This is a genomic window from Nocardia sp. NPDC059764 (assembly GCF_042732555.1).
In the GTDB taxonomy this organism is placed as follows: domain Bacteria; phylum Actinomycetota; class Actinomycetes; order Mycobacteriales; family Mycobacteriaceae; genus Nocardia.
Map to the genome: position 1 here is coordinate 26495 of NZ_JBHWHH010000004.1, position 17210 is coordinate 43704.

The 17210-nt window shown below is 68.2% G+C and carries 21 protein-coding genes (1 of these 21 cut by a window edge); 18 read left to right on the forward strand and 3 right to left on the reverse strand.

The genetic code is table 11. The annotated features are described in order from the left end of the window. The 4 genes from ACFV4K_RS01415 to ACFV4K_RS01430 all read left to right on the forward strand — a co-directional run. A protein-coding gene (locus ACFV4K_RS01415) for a non-ribosomal peptide synthase/polyketide synthase (RefSeq protein ID WP_379271120.1) crosses the window boundary here: on the forward strand, positions 1 to 669 show its 3' portion. It extends 18363 nt beyond the left edge of the window; 669 of the gene's 19032 nt are visible here — the last part of the coding sequence; the start codon falls outside the window, past its left edge; the stop codon is at positions 667 to 669. 49 nt (positions 670 to 718) lie between these two features. Beyond that, the gene (locus ACFV4K_RS01420; protein WP_357091190.1) at positions 719 to 937 is read left to right on the forward strand and encodes an MbtH family protein; all 219 of its coding nucleotides are present in this window, start codon (positions 719 to 721) and stop codon (positions 935 to 937) included. A gap of 120 nt (positions 938 to 1057) precedes the next feature. Beyond that, positions 1058 to 1204: a hypothetical protein gene (locus ACFV4K_RS01425; protein ID WP_379271121.1), complete on the forward strand. Its 147-nt coding sequence runs from the start codon at positions 1058 to 1060 to the stop codon at positions 1202 to 1204. A 39-nt stretch (positions 1205 to 1243) separates the two neighbouring features. Next, positions 1244 to 1375: a hypothetical protein gene (locus tag ACFV4K_RS01430; RefSeq protein WP_379271122.1), complete on the forward strand. Its 132-nt coding sequence runs from the start codon at positions 1244 to 1246 to the stop codon at positions 1373 to 1375. 165 nt (positions 1376 to 1540) lie between these two features. On the opposite strand, the gene ACFV4K_RS01435 is transcribed toward ACFV4K_RS01430, so the two are convergent. Then, positions 1541 to 2416 (reverse strand): esterase/lipase family protein, encoded by an 876-nt coding sequence (locus tag ACFV4K_RS01435; RefSeq protein WP_379271123.1) that lies wholly within the window; start codon positions 2414 to 2416, stop codon positions 1541 to 1543. A 234-nt stretch (positions 2417 to 2650) separates the two neighbouring features. Between ACFV4K_RS01435 and ACFV4K_RS01440 the strand changes: the two genes are divergently transcribed. Then, positions 2651 to 2854 (forward strand): hypothetical protein, encoded by a 204-nt coding sequence (locus ACFV4K_RS01440; RefSeq protein ID WP_357091198.1) that lies wholly within the window; start codon positions 2651 to 2653, stop codon positions 2852 to 2854. A gap of 19 nt (positions 2855 to 2873) precedes the next feature. Here ACFV4K_RS01440 and ACFV4K_RS01445 read toward each other — a convergent pair whose 3' ends face one another. Then, on the reverse strand, positions 2874 to 4094 hold the full coding sequence (locus tag ACFV4K_RS01445) for a TetR/AcrR family transcriptional regulator (RefSeq protein WP_379271124.1): 1221 nt from the start codon (positions 4092 to 4094) through the stop codon (positions 2874 to 2876). A 65-nt stretch (positions 4095 to 4159) separates the two neighbouring features. Here ACFV4K_RS01445 and ACFV4K_RS01450 point away from each other — a divergent pair, with 65 nt between their 5' ends. The 7 genes from ACFV4K_RS01450 (at position 4160) to ACFV4K_RS01480 (ending at position 8224) form a co-directional block, all read left to right on the forward strand. Next, positions 4160 to 4603 carry an SRPBCC family protein gene (locus tag ACFV4K_RS01450; RefSeq protein WP_379271125.1) on the forward strand — a complete coding sequence of 148 codons (444 nt, stop codon included), beginning with the start codon at positions 4160 to 4162 and terminating at the stop codon, positions 4601 to 4603. 35 nt (positions 4604 to 4638) lie between these two features. After that, a complete protein-coding gene (locus ACFV4K_RS01455; protein WP_379271126.1) occupies positions 4639 to 5406 on the forward strand; it encodes an enoyl-CoA hydratase in 768 nt (255 codons plus the stop codon). A gap of 303 nt (positions 5407 to 5709) precedes the next feature. Further along, on the forward strand, positions 5710 to 6336 hold the full coding sequence (locus ACFV4K_RS01460; protein WP_379271127.1) for a Uma2 family endonuclease: 627 nt from the start codon (positions 5710 to 5712) through the stop codon (positions 6334 to 6336). Between the two features lie 268 nt (positions 6337 to 6604). After that, entirely contained in the window at positions 6605 to 6853 is a 249-nt protein-coding gene (locus ACFV4K_RS01465; RefSeq protein WP_379271128.1) for a type II toxin-antitoxin system Phd/YefM family antitoxin, read from the forward strand. A gap of 1 nt (position 6854) precedes the next feature. Then, a complete protein-coding gene (locus ACFV4K_RS01470; protein ID WP_379271129.1) occupies positions 6855 to 7262 on the forward strand; it encodes a type II toxin-antitoxin system VapC family toxin in 408 nt (135 codons plus the stop codon). 306 nt (positions 7263 to 7568) lie between these two features. Next, the gene (locus ACFV4K_RS01475) at positions 7569 to 7943 is read left to right on the forward strand and encodes a type II toxin-antitoxin system RelE/ParE family toxin (protein ID WP_379271130.1); all 375 of its coding nucleotides are present in this window, start codon (positions 7569 to 7571) and stop codon (positions 7941 to 7943) included. Next, positions 7940 to 8224, forward strand: coding sequence for a multiprotein-bridging factor 1 family protein (locus tag ACFV4K_RS01480; protein WP_379271131.1), 285 nt, complete (start codon positions 7940 to 7942; stop codon positions 8222 to 8224). Before ACFV4K_RS01475 ends, ACFV4K_RS01480 begins: the two co-directional genes overlap by 4 nt. 228 nt (positions 8225 to 8452) lie before the next feature. Here ACFV4K_RS01480 and ACFV4K_RS01485 read toward each other — a convergent pair whose 3' ends face one another. Further along, positions 8453 to 9046, reverse strand: a complete 594-nt coding sequence (locus tag ACFV4K_RS01485) for a TetR/AcrR family transcriptional regulator (protein WP_379271132.1) — start codon at positions 9044 to 9046, stop codon at positions 8453 to 8455. A 112-nt stretch (positions 9047 to 9158) separates the two neighbouring features. Between ACFV4K_RS01485 and ACFV4K_RS01490 the strand changes: the two genes are divergently transcribed. Genes ACFV4K_RS01490 through ACFV4K_RS01515 form a run of 6 tightly spaced genes read left to right on the forward strand, consistent with a single transcriptional unit; the run spans position 9159 to position 17199 of the window. Beyond that, positions 9159 to 10721, forward strand: a complete 1563-nt coding sequence (locus ACFV4K_RS01490) for a carboxyl transferase domain-containing protein (RefSeq protein ID WP_379271133.1) — start codon at positions 9159 to 9161, stop codon at positions 10719 to 10721. 5 nt (positions 10722 to 10726) lie between these two features. Continuing rightward, a complete protein-coding gene (locus ACFV4K_RS01495) occupies positions 10727 to 12733 on the forward strand; it encodes a biotin carboxylase N-terminal domain-containing protein (protein ID WP_379271134.1) in 2007 nt (668 codons plus the stop codon). Beyond that, positions 12730 to 13890: an acyl-CoA dehydrogenase family protein gene (locus tag ACFV4K_RS01500; protein ID WP_379271135.1), complete on the forward strand. Its 1161-nt coding sequence runs from the start codon at positions 12730 to 12732 to the stop codon at positions 13888 to 13890. Before ACFV4K_RS01495 ends, ACFV4K_RS01500 begins: the two co-directional genes overlap by 4 nt. 35 nt (positions 13891 to 13925) lie before the next feature. Next, positions 13926 to 14420: a MaoC family dehydratase gene (locus ACFV4K_RS01505; protein ID WP_379271136.1), complete on the forward strand. Its 495-nt coding sequence runs from the start codon at positions 13926 to 13928 to the stop codon at positions 14418 to 14420. Then, positions 14417 to 15250: an HpcH/HpaI aldolase/citrate lyase family protein gene (locus ACFV4K_RS01510; protein WP_379271137.1), complete on the forward strand. Its 834-nt coding sequence runs from the start codon at positions 14417 to 14419 to the stop codon at positions 15248 to 15250. The genes ACFV4K_RS01505 and ACFV4K_RS01510 overlap by 4 nt, the downstream gene beginning before the upstream one ends. A 5-nt stretch (positions 15251 to 15255) precedes the next feature. After that, positions 15256 to 17199 carry an acetoacetate--CoA ligase gene (locus ACFV4K_RS01515; RefSeq protein ID WP_379271138.1) on the forward strand — a complete coding sequence of 648 codons (1944 nt, stop codon included), beginning with the start codon at positions 15256 to 15258 and terminating at the stop codon, positions 17197 to 17199. The last annotated feature ends 11 nt before the right edge of the window (positions 17200 to 17210 follow it).

Genomic DNA, 17210 nt, shown 5'->3' on the forward strand with positions numbered 1-17210 from the left:
GGTCTGCAGTCACCGGCCCTGAAAGCCGATGGCGTGCTGCCGGATTCGATCGAGGACTGGGCCGCCGACTACGTGGCCGCGATCCGGTCGGTGCAGCCGTCCGGGCCGTACCACCTGCTCGGCTGGTCGCTCGGCGGCGTCCTCGCCCACGCGGTCGCGGTGCGACTGCAGGGCGAGGGCGAGCAGGTCGTCACCCTGGCCATGCTCGACAGCCACCTGGCTCCGGCCGGGGCCGGGCCGGTGTCCGCCGACGCCGCCCTGGCGGAGGTGCGGGAACTGCTGGGCAGCCTGCTCGGTGACCGCGCCGGCGACCTGGACCTCGAGGCCGTCACCACGCCCGCCGACCTCGCGGCCCGTCTGGTCGCGCTGCCGGATCAGGGCGACGGCTGGAGCCTGGCCTCGCTCGGCGAGGACCGGATCGCCCGCATCCTCGCGTCGAGCCTGCGCTCGATGGAGCTGGCCCAGGCCTACCGTCCCGGCCGTTTCCACGGCGACCTCACGTATTTCACCGCAGCCCTGGAGGAACCGGCCGCCGCCGGCGCCGCCGGGTGGACCGCCGCCGTCGACGGCGCGGTGCGCGATCACGCGGTACCCGAAACCCATTGGCAGATGACATCGCCGACGGCGCTCGCGCTCATCGCGCGCTCGCTGAACGCACTGTGGCACTGAACTTCGCACTGTGGCACCGAACTTCCCAGGTGAGAAAGGCTGATCCACCATGAGCAATCCATTCGATGACGAGAATGCCCAGTTCTACGTGCTCGTCAACGAGGAGGCCCAGCATTCGCTGTGGCCGGTGTTCGCCGCCATCCCCGGTGGCTGGACCGCCGCGCACGGCCCGGCCCTGCGGCAGAGCTGCCTGGACTACGTCGAGGCGCACTGGACCGATATGCGACCGGCGTCACTGGTCCAGGCCATGGCGGTCGAGCCCGAATAGACCCGCGGAACACCGAGTTCCGCATCCCAGACCCGGGGTCACAACGACCCCGTGCGGCGGTCCCGAGAAAAAACACACATCGAGGGGGTCTGTCCGCGTCGTGAAAGAAAGGGAATCATCATGACCACCACTCCTCCGGATCCCGGCACCGCGCCCTCCGTCGACATCGGCGCCGTCGTGTCCCAGGTGCTGAAGTTCCTGGGCGCCGGTTCCACCGCGAGCTACAACCCCAAGGGCCCGAAGCTCAAGAACCACAGCGCGAAGTAATTCGCGCCGCACTCACAAAATTCTCGAAAGGAAATCGCTGTGGATTTCTACACTGGCAGCGGTATGACCGACCTGCTCATCGCGATCGCGAAGGTCGTCGGCTCCGGCTCCTCGACCTCGGTCACCCAGCCGGGCGGCACCACTACCCCTACCCCGACTCCGGTCGTCTAGGAGGCCTGCATGTTCAGCGGTAGTGCTGTGAACGACTTTTTCAGCTTCCTGGCGAAGTCGCTGGGCTCCGGCTCCTCCTTCACCTGGCCGCCGGCGACTACGTAGCAGCTTTCGGGCAGGTGTGTGAAGGCCGCCAGGACAACCCGTCCTGGCGGCCCCCGGGGCTCAGCGCCGCAACCGGTCCAGGACCCAGTTCGCGGTCTCGGCGCTGGATCGGATCAGTGAGTGGTCCACCGGCGCCGCGTCCGGGAACAGGTCCTCGTAGACCACGTTCTCGACGCCCGGTTCGTCGAGGGTCGAGCACTGCGGCGCGGGCGTGGCGAGCTGATCGCGGCGCGTCGCGATCACCGAATAGGTGACCCCGGGCTGGGTGACCCGCGTGTCGAAAATCGCCTTGTACACCGGCGAATCCGGTGTCATCTGCAGGGCTGTGGCCAGTTCCGGCGAGGCCGCGGCCAGCAGGGTGCTCAGCACGGGCAACTCGTGCAGCAGCTGCACGGGGGTGATGGGCGGATTCTGGATGCCGAGGACGCCCGCGCCGTCACAGCCGCGCACCTCGGGCGTGATGAACACGGCGTGGCTCACCGTCGGCGCTCCGCCCAGCAGCTTCAGGTAGTAGTTCGTCACGATGGTCCCCGCCGAGTGGGCCACGATCTCGATCTTCTCGGCCCCGGTGGTCTCCCGCACCTTCGCGATGAAATCCGCGATCTGCCCTGCCTCGGCGGGCATGTCGCCGTTCCACCGCTTCCCGTTCACCACACCGCCCTGGAACAGCAGCGCGCAGTATCCGGCCCCGCGCAGTGCGCCGACCATGGTCTCCCACTGCGCGGCGGTCTGATCCGTGGTGCCGTCCCCGCCGGGCAGCACCACCACGGGATACGGATGCGCGGCGGTCGGCCCGCAATCGATGACCGGTTCGATGGTGCTCCCGGCCGGCAGCGGCCGATCCGCGGACCCGGTTTCCGGCCCGGCGTGCGCGGGCGCGGCCGACCACAGGACGGCGGCGCTCACGGCGACCGCGACAGTGCTGATGATTCTCATGGGCAACAACGCCTTTCGGCCCTAGCCTTGCAATCCTCCCCGACCATGCGCTGTGCACGATACCGGCCGTCCGCGGGAATTCGGCGAAGCGAATTCGACTCGCGCGCGCCGCTTCCTGGGCGAGCGAACGATTGGCAAATATATTTGCTCCGAACGTAAACCCCGGTTACCGCGAAATAGTCCCGGAGCGCCCGCACTCGCGCAATCGCTGAAGATTAGCTATGAGAGGGAGATATGAGCCGGCCCGAGCCCCTGGAACCACACGTGATCGGTCTCTACTGGGACCGGGACGGCGATATCTGGCAGCGGGAGGACGGCGGCTGGCGGCTCATCCTGCAGAGCGGCGTGGCCGTCGACCCGGTCTCGCTGTGGGAGTGGGACAACGGGCACGTCTGCGACTACGCGCCGTTCGTCCCGCTGACCGCGCTGAAGGCCTAGCCCTCCGGCCGTCGAGGGTTCAGCGCTCCGGTGTGTCGGCGCCGAACAGGGTGACCTCCATCAGCCGGATCACCCTGGGCGGCGGGCAGATCGACGCGTGACCGCCGAACTCGCGCCCCAGATCCACCACCAGACCGAACCCGGCCTGCACCAGGATGCGAGCCTCGCTCTCGGACAGTTCCGGGCGCACCGCCACCAGCAGCCGCACCCACTCGGCCACGATGAGCCGCTGCACATTGCGCAGCATGGTGCGCTCCTCGGCCGAGACATGGCCGAACTCGGCGTAGTACACGAAGGTCAGCTCGCGCTCGGCGAACGATCCCGCGACATACAGATCCACCAGTTTGCGCAGCGCCTCGGCCGGAGTCGACGAGGTCGCCACCGCCGGGCCGATCGCCCCGGACACCCGGTCCGCCGCCCGGCGGAACGCGGCGGCCAGCAGATCGCCCTTGCTGCGGTAGTACCGGTACACCGCCGAGGCCGCCGACAGATCGGCCGCCGCCGCGATGTCCTCCACGCTCACATTGGGATACCCGCGCTGGTGGAACAGCTCCACCGCCTTCTTCAACAGCAGTTCGTGCTTGAAACTGCGCGGGATCTCCACCGCCCGCGGCGGCTCCGCCGCGGTGCCCTCCGGCGGCAGCTCGGTGTCGAGGATGGCATCGCAGGCCGAATGCAGCAGGGCCGTCAGCGATTTCGCGGGCAGCGTGGCGTGGTGGTCGCCGATGCTGGAGATGACGCTGAGCATCGACACCGCCCGCACCGCGCGGTCGTGCCCGTCGAGTTCGGGCCGCACGTCCGCGATGAGCGCGCGCAACGTGGTCAGCGCCACGATGAACTGCTCCTCCAGGATCTGCCGATCGGTGTCGTCGAGATAGCGGCGCTCCCAGCGCACCAGGGTGACGGTGGCGCGATTGGCGATGGTCTCGGCGATCATCCGATCCAGCACCCGGTTCAGCCGGGCGCGCGGGGACAGGCCCTCGGACTCGTCGGGCAGCGTGGCCGCCTCGGCGGTGAGCCGCGACAAGCGGAGCAGTTCCTCCCGGAACAGCGCGTACTTGCTCGGATAGTGCCGGTACAGGGCGGCCGACGAAATACCCAGCCGGGTGGCGATGTCCTCCATGCTCACGCCGTGGTAGCCGAGCGATCCGAAGGCGGCGGCCGAAGTGGCGGCGATCTGCGCGCGCCGATTCTTCGGGCGGCGGCGGATCACGCGCTGCGGCTGCTCCTCGACGGTCATATCGCAATGGTAATCACCAGGCATTTCGGCCGACGTCCCGCCGCCGATCTGGGTAGTCTGCCGGGATGCGCACGGTCGACGTCGAACGCACCATCGCCGCCCCGCCCGCGGATGTCTTCGATTGGCTCACCGATGTCGCGAATTATCAACGGGTTCCGTTCGTCCGCCGCGTCACCCTGGTCCGCCCCGGCAATACCGCGGGCAACGGCGTGGGCGCGGTGCGGCTGGTGGTGACCCCGCTCATGCGGCTCACCCAGGAGATCACCGAATACGATCCGCCCCGGCTGATGCGGTATCGCGGGCTGAAATCCGTTCCGCGCCTGCGGCATCAGGAGGGTTCCATCAGCTGCGACCCGGTCGGCGGCGGCACCCTGGTGCGCTGGTCGACGACCTTCGAGATCGCCGCGCCCGTGCTCGCGCCGATGTGGACCTTCCTGGCGGCCCCGGTGGTGAGCCTCAGCTTCGACATGGTGTTGCGGACCGCCGCGCGCGAACTGCGCGGTGCGTGAACGCGGCGCCCCGCGCGCCGTTACCATCTGGGGCCATGGCCGAGATCAAGGTGGAGCGCCTGAACTCCGTGGCGCTGGTGACGGTGCACGACCCCGACAAGCGGAATGCGTTGACGCTGGATCTGTCCGCTGATCTCGCGGACGCGGTGGCGGACGCGGAAGCCGACGAATCGGTGCACGCCCTGGTGGTCACCGGCACACCCCCCGCCTTCTGCGCGGGTGCCAATCTGACCGCCCTGGGCGAGGCGAAGGAAGAGGGCCTGCGGGCCATCTACGAAGGCTTCCTCGCCGTGGCCCGCTGCAAACTCCCGACCATCGCCGCTGTCGGCGGCCCAGCCGTCGGAGCGGGCCTGAACCTGGCCCTGGCCGCCGACCTGCGCTTCGCGAACCCCAACGCCCGCTTCGACGCCCGCTTCCTGCGCCTGGGCATCCACCCCGGCGGCGGCATGACCTGGATGCTGCAGCGCGCCGTCGGCCCCCAACAGGCAGCCGCCATGACCCTGTTCGGCGAAGTCCTCGACGCCCACGACGCAGCAGCCGCCGGCCTGGTACACCGAGTAGTCGACGGCGACCACGCCGCCCTGGTCGACGCCGCCGTCGAATACGCCTCCGCCACAGCAGAACTCCCCCGAGACCTACTCATCACCACCAAACGCACCATGCGCGCCACCCGCACCCTCCCCACCCACGCCGAAGCGGTCAGCACCGAGGTAATCCCGCAACTCGCGTCGCTGGAATCCCCAGAGTTCACCGCCCGCCTCACCGCCGCTCAAAACCGGATCAGCGGCTCTTCGAAGAACTGAAAATGCTTGGTCCGTACCGTGTTTCCGCGCCATTCGCATGATCCAGCCGGGTCTGCCGCGCGGATCCGCCACGTCGGCAACTTGTCGTACGGAACACACCCCCCATCACTTCTCGCTGCCCCGGCCTGAACCAGGCCGGGGCAGCGGCCTCGGCCGTGACTTGCTCAGTGAGCCACCGTGCGCCAACTTGTGCAACGCGGGGGCCCGCCGCGGTCGCACACGCTGATCCCGGTTGCATCGCTCCGCGTGAACTAGCCTGGGCGTGGTGAGTGGTCGTCCCGCGTGACTGCTGTAGGAGGGAAGATGCCGGCTGCGGATGCCCGCGGCGAACAGCGGCTGACGGCCGAGGAGTTCCTGGCCGCGGACCCCCGAGACCTTGCCGCGCGGTTCGGCGGGCCATTCGAGTTGGTGGATGGTCTCGTGGTGCGCTGTCAGGCGCAGAGCCGAGCCCATGACCGGGTGATCCACAGACTCCGCCGAGCGCTCGAGAACGCGCACACGCCGAACAATCCGTGCCTCGATACCGAGTCGGACACTCCTGTTCGCTTCCCCGACGCGGACAACGCGAGCGCGGATCGGCGAGTGAACTTCCGGTTCCCGGACCTCCTGGTGGTCGACTGCGGCCGATGGGATGCGACGACGGTCCTGCCGCATATCCGCATGGTCGTGGAAGTGGTCTCCCCCGACAGCATCGGCGACGACACCGAATACAAGCGGAAACTCTACGCCCGCACAGGGATTCCCGTGTATCTCGTCGTTCACTTCGCCGATGACTGGGAAGCCGTCGAGCGCATCGACGAGTTCCGTCTCGACTGGTCCAACAAGCGGTACGCGCTGCGCCGTGAGCATTGGGACGAGCTCGTCCTGGAGGAGCCGATCAAGATGCAGCTGTCGTTCACCGACCTCGATGGTGTGCGCCGCGAGAAATGATCCCGCTGCCCGAGGACCCAGAGGTGGGTGCCCGGCCGAGCTCGGTTGGCGGCGTCCGATGATCGCGGCCGCTCCACCTCCCAGCGGCAACGAATCAACTGCGGATCATGCGGTCGACTTATCGACAAAAGCTCCGGGCGGTGCTGGTCGACGGGCCGGACGTGATGATTCGGCCCGTGAATGCCCGGCAAGCAACGGGATCGCGACGGCTGGTCGGAGTACAATCTAGTCTGTCTAGACAGAGTAGCAATCAAAGGGAGCCGAACCGATGAGCTGGCAGATTCAGGAAGCCAAGCAGCGCTTCAGCGAGCTGCTCCGGAGTGTCACCACCGACGGCCCGCAGGTGGTGACGCGGCACGGCGAGGCGATCGCAGTGGTGATCGACATTGCCGAATACCGAAGGCTCCGTGGTGAAGTCACCGATTTCAAGGACTTCCTACGCGCCGGTCCGAGTCTCGAGGATCTCGATCTGACCCGTAGCCGCGAAACACCGCGCGAGATTGATTGGACGGCCTGAGTTGGGCTTTCTACTCGACACCAACATCGTGTCCGAACTGCGCAAGAAGAACCCCAACCACAAGGTGCTGGCCTGGTACGAAACCGTGCACTCCCATCAACTCCACCTCAGCGCCATCACCCTTGGCGAAATCCGGTTGGGTATCGAGCGTCTGCGCGTCCGGGACACGCCGCAGGCCGAGATCCTCGAATCGTGGCTCGGCACCCTGCGCACCACCTATCGCGATCGTATTGTCCCCGTCGACGCGGACATCGCCGAGGAATGGGCTCGAATGAACGTCCCCAAGACCGTTCCGATACTGGACGGCCTGCTCGCCGCGACCGCCAAGGTCCACGACTGGACCTTCGTCACCCGCAATGTCGCGGACGTGGCCGGCACCGGCATACCCGTACTCAACCCATTCGACTGATGCGAGATGGACTCGTACCGATCGCGCTGCGACCGAATCCAGCAACGCTGCAATCACACTCGGCTGCGGATGTCGGCGGTTCAGTCACCCTGCGGGCAGCACAGCGCACCCATCGGGTTCGCGCATTGCCGGGTTACAACAGAGCCGCAGGTTGATCACCTGCGGCTCTGTGATTCTGTGGAGCTGACGGACCAGCCTACGAACCGCACGGTGCTGGTCGACGGACCGGACATCGCGATCAGGGCCGCCCGGGGCCGAGGATGAACACCAGACGAGGTTATCACATCAATGTGATAACCTCGTCTGGTGCTGTATGCGATTGAGATCGAGCCAGAGGTACGCGAGTTCCTCGCCGGATTATCGCCTACCGACCTTGCCCGCGCCGACTTCGCGGCTGGCTTACTCGCCACCTACGGTCCTGAACTATCCGAACCCTATTGCCGATACCTCGGGGAAGGTGTCCGCGAACTCCGGTTCACACTCAGTCGCAACCGGGCTACACGCATCACATACTGGTTCCCCGGCGGTCGAAAAGCAGTGCTGCTGACCGTGTTCCACAAAACCCGCCAGCGTGAGACGGCCCAGATCGATCGCGCGAAAATGGCCCGAAAAGTCTGCGAAACCAACCACACCGACCCGGCCCACCTCACGTTCGACCCGATGGGAGACCCCGAATCATGAATGCGCAGAAAGATTTCGACACCACCCTGGCCGCCAAGCGTGCCACCCCCGAATACCAGGCAGCTATGAAGGCATACGCACTGGCACACGAACTGGGCCGCCAGGTACGCGCAGTCCGGGAAGCGCGGGGCTGGACACAAACCGAGCTAGCCCGGCGAACCGGACTGAAACCGCATGCGATCAGCCGCCTCGAAGCCGGAGACGTGGTACCGACGTTGACGACCCTCGAACGAGTTGCCGCCGCCCTCGATGCCGAACTGTCGGTATCTCTGGCCGCGTGACCGCGACACAGGGCATCAGACGCGAAAGGCCAGGTTCCGACAACATCGTCTCGACAACATAACTACGTCACGAGAGGTAGTGGTGAGTTTGAACAAGACCACCACGAGCGGTTCGCGCACCGTCACAAATGCCACAAAGCCGCCGGTCGATGACCGTCGGCTTTGCCATGAAGTGGAGCTAAGGGGAATCGAACCCCCACGCACCATACGGTCATGTTGCCGGAAAACTCAGCTCAAGGCCGCGAGGGCCATGCGGCGCAGGATCGGGCGCGCCTTGGTGGCGCTGGCCGGTGCGCTGTGCGGGGTCGAGTTGATCAGGCCGAAGGTGGCGTGCGCTTGGACGCGCGCGGCCTGCTCGGGTAAGTCGGGGCGTAGTTCGCGCAGCACCGCCACCCACACCTCCACGTACTGCCGCTGCGTGCGCCGCACCTGACGGCGCGCCGACTCCGGCAGATTCTCCAGGTCGCGATCCTGGATGCGGATCAGCTCGGGCTCGCCGAGCGCGAAGTCGAGGTGGAAGTCCACCAGGCCGCCGAGTGCCTCGCGTGGGGAACCCGCCGCGAGCGCCACGGACCGGCCGCCGTCGAGCAGCCGCTGACTGATGCCGACCAGCAGCTCGACCAGCAGCGCCTCCTTGTTGGGGAAGTGCCGGTACACGGCGGGCCCGCTGATGCCGGCCGCCGCGCCGAGATCGTCGAGCCGCATGCCGAGGAATCCGCGGTCCGCGATGAGTCGCGCACCCGCCTCCAGCAGCTGCTCGCGACGTTGCGCCTTGAGCTGCTCGCGCCGGGTCAGCCCCACGGGTTCCGTCGCACTGTTCACCGTGGCTCCTTTCAGCGGTGCTGGACAACTCAGTTAGTGAAGATTATCTTATTTTCCAGTTATTGGTGACTAACCGAGCGGACCGGATCGGACGCACGGGGAGGCGGAGCGGATGACGCTGAGCGAACAGACGCGGACCGGGAACCGGGACGCGCACCTGGCGTTGGTCGAGGAGCTGCGGGAGCGATTGGCCGTCAGTGCGCTGGGTGGGCCCGAGAAGTCCCGGGAACGGCACCTGGCCCGCGGCAAGCTGCTGCCACGTCAGCGGGTGGACCAGCTGCTCGACACCGGCAGCCCGTTCCTGGAGCTGTCGCCGCTGGCGGCCAACGGCATGTACGACGACGAATGCCCGGGTGCGGGCGTGATCGGCGGCATCGGCCGGGTCTCCGGGCGCGAGTGCGTGATCCTCGCCAACGACGCGACGGTCAAGGGCGGCACCTACTACCCGATGTCGGTCAAGAAGCATCTGCGCGCCCAGGAAGTCGCGCTGCAGAACAATCTGCCGTGCGTCTACCTGGTCGACTCCGGCGGCGCGTACCTGCCGCGCCAGGACGAGGTGTTCCCCGACCGCGAGCACTTCGGCCGCATCTTCTTCAATCAGGCGAACATGAGCGCCAAGGGGATCGCGCAGATCTCCGCGGTCATGGGCTCGTGCACGGCGGGCGGCGCGTACGTCCCGGCCATGAGCGACGAGACCGTCATCGTGCGCAATCAGGGCACCATCTTCCTGGGCGGCCCGCCGCTGGTGAAGGCGGCCACCGGCGAGGTGGTCACCGCCGAGGAGCTGGGCGGCGGCGACCTGCACTCGCGCACCTCCGGCGTCACCGACCACTTGGCCGAGAGCGATCAGGACGCGCTGCGCATCGTGCGCAATATCGTGGCCACGCTGGGCCCGAAGACGCCGACGCCGTGGGATGTCGCGCCGACCGTGGAACCGATCGCGCCGCAGGACGAGCTGTACGACGTGGTGCCGGTGGACCTGCGCACCCCCTACGACGTCCGCGAGGTCATCACCCGCGTCGTCGACGGCGGCGAATTCCAGGAATTCAAAGCCGAATACGGCAAGACCCTGGTCACCGGCTTCGCCCGGATCCACGGCCACCCGGTCGGCATCGTCGCCAACAATGGCGTGCTGTTCAGCGAATCCGCCATGAAGGGCGCGCATTTCATCGAACTGTGCGACAAGCGCAAGATCCCGCTGCTGTTCCTGCAGAACATCACCGGCTTCATGGTCGGGCGCGACTACGAGGCGGGCGGCATCGCCAAGCACGGCGCGAAGATGGTGACCGCGGTGGCGTGCGCCCGGGTGCCGAAGTTGACCGTGGTGATCGGCGGCTCCTACGGCGCGGGCAACTACTCCATGTGCGGGCGCGCGTATTCGCCGCGCTTCCTGTGGATGTGGCCGAACGCCCGCATCTCCGTCATGGGCGGCGAGCAGGCGGCCTCGGTGCTGGCCACCGTGCGCGGTGACCAGTCGGAGGAGGATCTGGAGAAGTTCAAGGCCCCGATCCGCGAGCAGTACGAGGCCCAGGGCAATCCGTACTACTCCACGGCCCGGCTCTGGGACGATGGCGTCATCGACCCCGCCGACACCAGAACCGTTGTCGGCCTGGCCCTCTCGGCCTGCGCGCAGGCCCCGCTCGAGCCCGTCTCCTACGGCGTCTTCCGGATGTGATGACCATGATGAACAAGACAACCCCCGTCGTCTTCGACACCGTGCTGGTGGCCAATCGCGGCGAGATCGCGGTCCGCGTCATCCGCACCCTGCGCGACATGGGAATTCGATCGGTCGCGGTCTACAGCGACGCCGACGCCGACGCCCGCCACGTGCGCGAGGCCGACACCGCGGTTCATCTCGGCCCGGCCGCCGCGCGTGAGTCGTACCTGAACATCGACAAGGTGGTCGCCGCCGCTGTGCGCTCCGGTGCGCAGGCCGTGCACCCGGGATACGGCTTCCTGTCGGAGAATTCGACCTTCGCGGCGGCGTTGGAGAAGGCGGGCATTGCGTTCCTGGGCCCGTCCGCCCGCGCCATCGAGATCATGGGCGACAAGATCACCGCCAAGAACGCGGTCGCCGAATACGGCGTGCCCGTGGTGCCCGGCATCGCCAAGCCCGGTCTCACCGACGCCGAATTGATCGACGCCGCAACCGAGATCGGCTACCCCGTGCTGGTGAAGCCGTCCGCCGGTGGCGGCGGCAAGGGCATGCGCCGCGTCGACGATCCCTCCGACCTGCCCGCCGCCCTGGTCAGCGCCCGCCGCGAGGCCGGGGCCGCCTTCGGCGACGACACCCTGTTCCTGGAGCGCTTCGTCACCAACCCCCGCCACATCGAGGTGCAGATCCTGGCCGACCAGTTCGGTCACGTCCTGCACCTGGGCGAACGCGAATGCAGCCTGCAACGCCGCCACCAGAAGGTGATCGAGGAAGCGCCCTCGCCACTGCTGGACGCGCAGACTCGCGCCCGCATCGGCGCGGCGGCCTGCAATACCGCGCGCAGTGTCGACTACGTCGGCGCGGGCACGGTCGAGTTCATCGTCTCCGCCGACCAGCCGGACGAGTTCTTCTTCATGGAGATGAACACCCGCCTGCAGGTGGAGCATCCGGTCACCGAACTGGTCACCGGCGTCGACCTGGTGGAATGCCAGGTCCGCATCGCGGCCGGACAGAAACTGTCCGCCGCGCAGGAGGACGTCCGGCTCACCGGGCACGCCATCGAGGCGCGCGTGTACGCCGAGGACCCGGGCCGCGACTTCCTGCCCACCGGCGGCACCGTGCTCGCCCTGTCCGAGCCGGAAGGCCCGGGCGTCCGGGTGGATTCGGGCCTGCGCACCGGCACCGTGGTCGGCTCCGACTACGACCCGATGCTGTCCAAGGTCATCGCGCACGCCGCCGACCGCGGCGCGGCCATCACCGCACTCGATGCGGCCCTGCGGGACACACAGATCCTCGGCGTCCGCACCAATACCGATTTCGCGCGCTTCCTGCTCGCCGACCCGGACGTCCTCGCCGGACGGCTCGACACCGGCCTGCTGGACCGCCGCGCCGCCGACTTCGCCCCCGCCGCCGTCACCGACGAGCAGTTCATCGCGGCCGCCGCGCGGCTGTGGCTGCGGCACTGGCCGGACGGCCCGGCCGATCCGTGGCAGCTGCCCACCGGCTGGCGGGTCGGCGCGCACGCGCCCTTCGGCATCCGCTTGATCGGCGGCGACCGCACCGCGCACGTGTTCTTCTCCGGCACCCCGGACCGGGCCACCACCTGGATCGAGGACGGCGAGCGGCGCACCCTCACCGTCGATTCCGGCGGCGACACGCTCACCCTCGCCATCGACGGCGTGCGCGGCCGCTACCGGGTCGCCACCGCGCCCGGGCACATCTGGGTCGCCGACGGCACCGGCACCGCCCTGCTGCGCGAGGTCGCCGAGGCCGACGTCCGCGGCGGCGACGCCCACGTCGGCGACGCCGAGATCCAGAGCCCCATGCCGGGTTCGGTCATCGCCACCCCCGCCGCCGACGGCGATGTCGTCGCGGCGGGCGCCCCCATCGTGGTCGTGGAGGCCATGAAGATGGAACACACCCTCACCGCCCCCATCGCCGGCCGCGTCGAACTGCTGGTCGAGCCGGGCGCGCAGGTGAAACTCGAACAGCCGTTGGCTCGCATCATCGCCGAGGAGAACACCCAGTCATGACCGATTTCCTGTCCACCGGAACGCTTCCGGACGAGTACCGCGAACTCGCCCTCACCGTCCGCGACTTCGCCAACCAGGTGGTGGCCCCGGTCGCCGCCAAGCACGACGCCGAGCACAGCTTCCCGTACGAGGTCGTCTCCGGCATGGCCGACATGGGCCTGTTCGGCCTGCCGTTCCCCGAGGAGTTCGGCGGCATGGGCGGCGACTACTTCGCGCTCTGCCTGGCGCTCGAGGAGCTCGGCAAGGTCGACCAGAGCGTCGCCATCACCCTGGAGGCCGGTGTCTCGCTGGGCGCCATGCCGATCTATCGCTTCGGCAACGACAAGCAGAAGGCGGAGTGGCTGCCGCTGCTGGCCAGCGGGCGCGCGCTGGGCGCGTTCGGACTCACCGAGCCGGGCGCGGGCAGTGACGCGGGCGGCACCCGCACCACCGCCGTGCTCGACGGCGACAGCTGGATCATCAACGGCTCCAAGCAGTTCATCACCAACTCCGGCACCGATATCACCCGGCTGGTGACGGTCACCGCGGTCACCGGGGGAGTGGACGGCAAGAAGGAGATCTCCACGATCATCGTTCCCGCCGACACCCCGGGCTTCACCGCCGAGCCCGCCTACAACAAGGTCGGCTGGAACGCCTCCGACACCCATCCGCTCAGCTTCGTCGACGTCCGGGTGCCGGAGGAGAACCTGCTCGGCGAGCGCGGCCGCGGCTACGCCAACTTCCTGCGCATCCTCGACGAGGGCCGGATCGCCATCGCCGCGCTGTCGGTCGGCGCGGCCCAGGGCTGCGTGGACGAGAGCGTCCGCTACGCCAAGGACCGCGAGGCCTTCGGCCGCCCGATCGGCAGCAACCAGGCCATCGCCTTCAAGATCGCCCGCATGGAGGCGCGCGCCCACATGGCCCGCACCGCCTACTACGACGCGGCCGCGCTCATGCTGTCCGGAAAGCCGTTCAAGAAGCAGGCCGCCATCGCCAAGCTGGTCGCCAGCGAGGCCGCCATGGACAATGCCCGCGACGCCACGCAGATCTTCGGCGGCTACGGGTTCATGAACGAATATGCTGTGGCCCGGCACTATCGCGACAGCAAGATCCTGGAAATCGGTGAGGGCACCACGGAGGTGCAGTTGATGCTGATCGGTCGGGAGCTCGGCCTGTGAGCGAGCGCAGCGAGCGTCCATCGGACACAGTCGAGGTGAAGCGGGTCGTTCAGCGCGGCTTGTGGTTCGACGAGTTCGAGATCGGTGTGGTCTATGAGCACCGGCCGGGGCGGACCATCACCGAGGCCGACAATGTGCTGTTCACGACGTTGACCATGAACACCCAGGCCCTGCACCTGGACGCGGCGTTCTCCGACGCGCTGCCGCCGTTCCATCAGCGTCTGGTGAACTCCATGTTCACGCTCTCGACGCTGGTCGGTCTGTCGGTCGCGCAGCTGACGCAGGGCACCATCGTGGCCAACCTCGGCTTCTCCGATATCGCGTTCCCCAAGCCGCTGTTCCACGGCGACACGCTGTACGCGGAAACCGTGGTCACCGAGCTGCGCGAGTCCAAGAGCCGTCCGGGCGAGGGCATCGTGACCTTCGCGCACACCGGCCGCAATCAACACGGTGACGTCGTCGCCACCGCCATCCGTAAGACCCTCGTGAGGCGGAATCCACTGTCCAGCTCGCTGGAGGAACCGTCATGAGTTGGGAAATGCCCGGCCCCGCTTGGCTTTTCTGCCCCGCCGACCGCCCCGAGCGCTACGGTAAAGCGCTCGCCGCGGCCGACGTGGTCATCATCGACCTCGAGGACGGCGTCGCCGAGGCCGACAAGGCCGCGGCCCGCGAGTCGCTGATCGCCAACCCGCTCGACCCCGAGCGGACCGTCGTCCGCGTGAACGCCGCGGGCACCCTCGAGCACATGCTCGACCTGGACGCCCTGGTGCGCACCGAGTACCGCCGCATCATGCTGCCGAAATGCGAATCGGCCGAGCAGATCACGCGGCTGAGCGACTACGAGGTGATCGCGCTCATCGAATCCCCGCTGGGCGCGCTCGCCGTCGGCCGGGCGGTCATGGTGCGCAATGCCATCGGCGTCATGTGGGGCGCGGAGGACCTGGTCGCCGCGCTGGGCGGCAATTCCAGCCGGCACGCGCACGGCGGCTACCGCGATGTGGCCCGGCACGTGCGGTCGCAGTCGCTGCTGGCGGCCAAGGCGTACGGCAAGTTCGCGCTGGACTCGGTGTATCTCGACATCGCGGATCTGACCGGGCTGGCCGCCGAGTCCGAGGACGCGGTGGCCATCGGCTTCGACGCCAAGGTGGCCATCCACCCCAGTCAGCTGCCGGTCATCCGGACCGCCTACGCGCCCGCCGCCACGGAGGTCGACTGGGCGCAAAGGCTTTTGGTGGAAGCACCCAACCATCGGGGTGTCTTCACCTTCGAAGGGCGCATGGTGGATATGCCGGTCATCCGGCACGCCGAGCGCATCGTGCAGCGGGCCGACGCGGCCGGCAGCGCGGGATACGCGTCGTAGGAGGTATGGCGGTGGAACCACAGTGGGTGCCGAGCGACGACGATCTCGCCGAGGCCCAGGTGACCAGCTTCGCGCTGTTCGCCGAGAAGCGGACAGGACTGTCCTTTCCGGACTATCAGGCCTTGTGGCAGTGGTCGATCGACGACCTGGAAGGGTTCTGGGGCGCGCTCTGGGACTACTTCGACCTCGGCGACCGGACCGGCGACGTGCTCGGCTCCATGGAAATGCCGGGCGCGCAGTGGTTCCCGGGGGCGCGGCTGAATTATGTCGAGCAGGTGCTGCGGCAGGTTCGTGACGACCGGCCCGCGATCCTGTCGGTCGACGAGACCGGCGAGGTCACCGAGATCTCCTGGGCCGCGCTGGTCGCCACCGCCGCCGCGTTCGCGCGCACCCTGCGCGAACTGGGCGTCGGCCCCGGCGACCGGGTCGCCGGATACCTGCCGAACATCGCCGAAGCCGTGATCGCGTTCCTGGCCACCGCCGGTATCGGAGCCATCTGGAGCGCTTGCGGGCAGGACTATTCCGCGCAGGCCGCCCTCGACCGGCTCGGCCAACTCGAACCGAAGGTGCTGGTCACGGCCGACGGGTACCGCTTCGGCGGCAAGGTGCACGACAAGACCGCCGATATCGCGGCGCTGCGCGCGGGCCTGCCGTCGCTGGCCGGGACCGTGGTGGTGTCGCGCATCGGCGCGACCGTGCCGGACGCGATCGCCTGGGAGAACGTCGATCCGGGCGACGCGGAGGTCGACTTCGACATCGAAGCCGTGGATTTCGCGCACCCGCTGTGGGTGCTGTACTCGTCCGGCACCACCGGCAAGCCCAAGGGCATCGTGCACGGACACGGCGGCGTGCTGCTGGAGCACCTGAAAGCCGTTGCCCTGCAATCCGATATCGGGCCCGACGACACGTTCTTCTGGTACACCAGCCCCAGCTGGATGATGTGGAACTTCCAGGTCGCCGGACTGCTGGTCGGCGCCACCATCGTCTGCTATGACGGCAGCCCCGCCGCGCCCGCCCCGGACGCGCTGTGGCGGCTGGCCGCCCGCACCCGCGCCACCGTCCTCGGCACCAGCCCCGGCTACGTGCTGGCCTGCGCCAAGGCCGGATCCGTGCCGCGCACCGATCACGATCTGTCCGCGCTGCGGCTGGTCGGCATCACCGGCTCGTCGCTGCCGCCGTCGTCCTCGCTGTGGCTGCGCGACAATGTCGGCGAGCGGGTGCCGGTGGCCTCGATCAGCGGCGGCACCGACGTGGTGTCGGCGTTCATCGGCGGCGTCCGCACCGTGCCGGTGTGGCCGGGTGAACTGTCGGCCCCGTATCTCGGTGTGGCCCTGGACGCCTGGGACGAACAGGGCAATCCGGTTCGGGACGAGGTCGGTGAGCTGGTCATCACCAAGCCGATGCCGTCCATGCCGGTGTCGTTCTGGAACGACGCCGACGGCTCCCGCTACCGTGACGCCTACTTCGAGATGTTCCCCGGCGTCTGGCGGCACGGCGACTGGATCACCATCACCGGCCACGGCAGCATCGTCGTGCACGGGCGCTCGGATTCCACCCTGAATCGGCAGGGCATCCGGATGGGCAGCGCCGACATCTACCAGGCGGTGGAACGTATTCCGGAGATCGCCGAGGCGCTGGTCATCGGTGCCGAACAGCCCGACGGCGGCTACTGGATGCCATTGTTCGTGGTGCTCACCCCCGGCGTCGAATTGACCGACGAATTGCGCGGCCGGATCAATGCGACCATTCGCGCCGAGGTGTCCCCGCGGCATGTCCCCGACGAAATCATCGCCGCCCCCGGCATTCCGCACACCCGCACCGGCAAGAAGCTGGAAGTGCCGATCAAGAAGCTCTTCCAGGGCGCGGAAGCCGCCACCGTGGTGGCCCCCACCGCCGTCGACGTGCCCGAACTGCTCGATTGGTACGCCGCCCAGCAGCCTCGCGGATAATCGGAAACCCG

Excerpts from the sequence above, each read along its gene's own strand:
- ACFV4K_RS01425 (WP_379271121.1), top strand. The coding sequence starts at position 1,058 with ATGACCACCACTCCTCCGGATCCCGGCACCGCGCCCTCCGTCGACATC.
- ACFV4K_RS01480 (WP_379271131.1), top strand. The coding sequence starts at position 7,940 with ATGAATGCGCAGAAAGATTTCGACACCACCCTGGCCGCCAAGCGTGCC.
- ACFV4K_RS01460 (WP_379271127.1), top strand. The coding sequence starts at position 5,710 with ATGCCGGCTGCGGATGCCCGCGGCGAACAGCGGCTGACGGCCGAGGAG.
- ACFV4K_RS01510 (WP_379271137.1), top strand. The coding sequence starts at position 14,417 with ATGAGTTGGGAAATGCCCGGCCCCGCTTGGCTTTTCTGCCCCGCCGAC.
- ACFV4K_RS01440 (WP_357091198.1), top strand. The coding sequence starts at position 2,651 with ATGAGCCGGCCCGAGCCCCTGGAACCACACGTGATCGGTCTCTACTGG.
- ACFV4K_RS01435 (WP_379271123.1), bottom strand. The coding sequence starts at position 2,416 with ATGAGAATCATCAGCACTGTCGCGGTCGCCGTGAGCGCCGCCGTCCTG.
- ACFV4K_RS01450 (WP_379271125.1), top strand. The coding sequence starts at position 4,160 with ATGCGCACGGTCGACGTCGAACGCACCATCGCCGCCCCGCCCGCGGAT.
- ACFV4K_RS01455 (WP_379271126.1), top strand. The coding sequence starts at position 4,639 with ATGGCCGAGATCAAGGTGGAGCGCCTGAACTCCGTGGCGCTGGTGACG.
- ACFV4K_RS01420 (WP_357091190.1), top strand. The coding sequence starts at position 719 with ATGAGCAATCCATTCGATGACGAGAATGCCCAGTTCTACGTGCTCGTC.
- ACFV4K_RS01495 (WP_379271134.1), top strand. The coding sequence starts at position 10,727 with ATGATGAACAAGACAACCCCCGTCGTCTTCGACACCGTGCTGGTGGCC.
- ACFV4K_RS01490 (WP_379271133.1), top strand. The coding sequence starts at position 9,159 with ATGACGCTGAGCGAACAGACGCGGACCGGGAACCGGGACGCGCACCTG.
- ACFV4K_RS01515 (WP_379271138.1), top strand. The coding sequence starts at position 15,256 with ATGGCGGTGGAACCACAGTGGGTGCCGAGCGACGACGATCTCGCCGAG.
- ACFV4K_RS01445 (WP_379271124.1), bottom strand. The coding sequence starts at position 4,094 with ATGACCGTCGAGGAGCAGCCGCAGCGCGTGATCCGCCGCCGCCCGAAG.
- ACFV4K_RS01465 (WP_379271128.1), top strand. The coding sequence starts at position 6,605 with ATGAGCTGGCAGATTCAGGAAGCCAAGCAGCGCTTCAGCGAGCTGCTC.
- ACFV4K_RS01500 (WP_379271135.1), top strand. The coding sequence starts at position 12,730 with ATGACCGATTTCCTGTCCACCGGAACGCTTCCGGACGAGTACCGCGAA.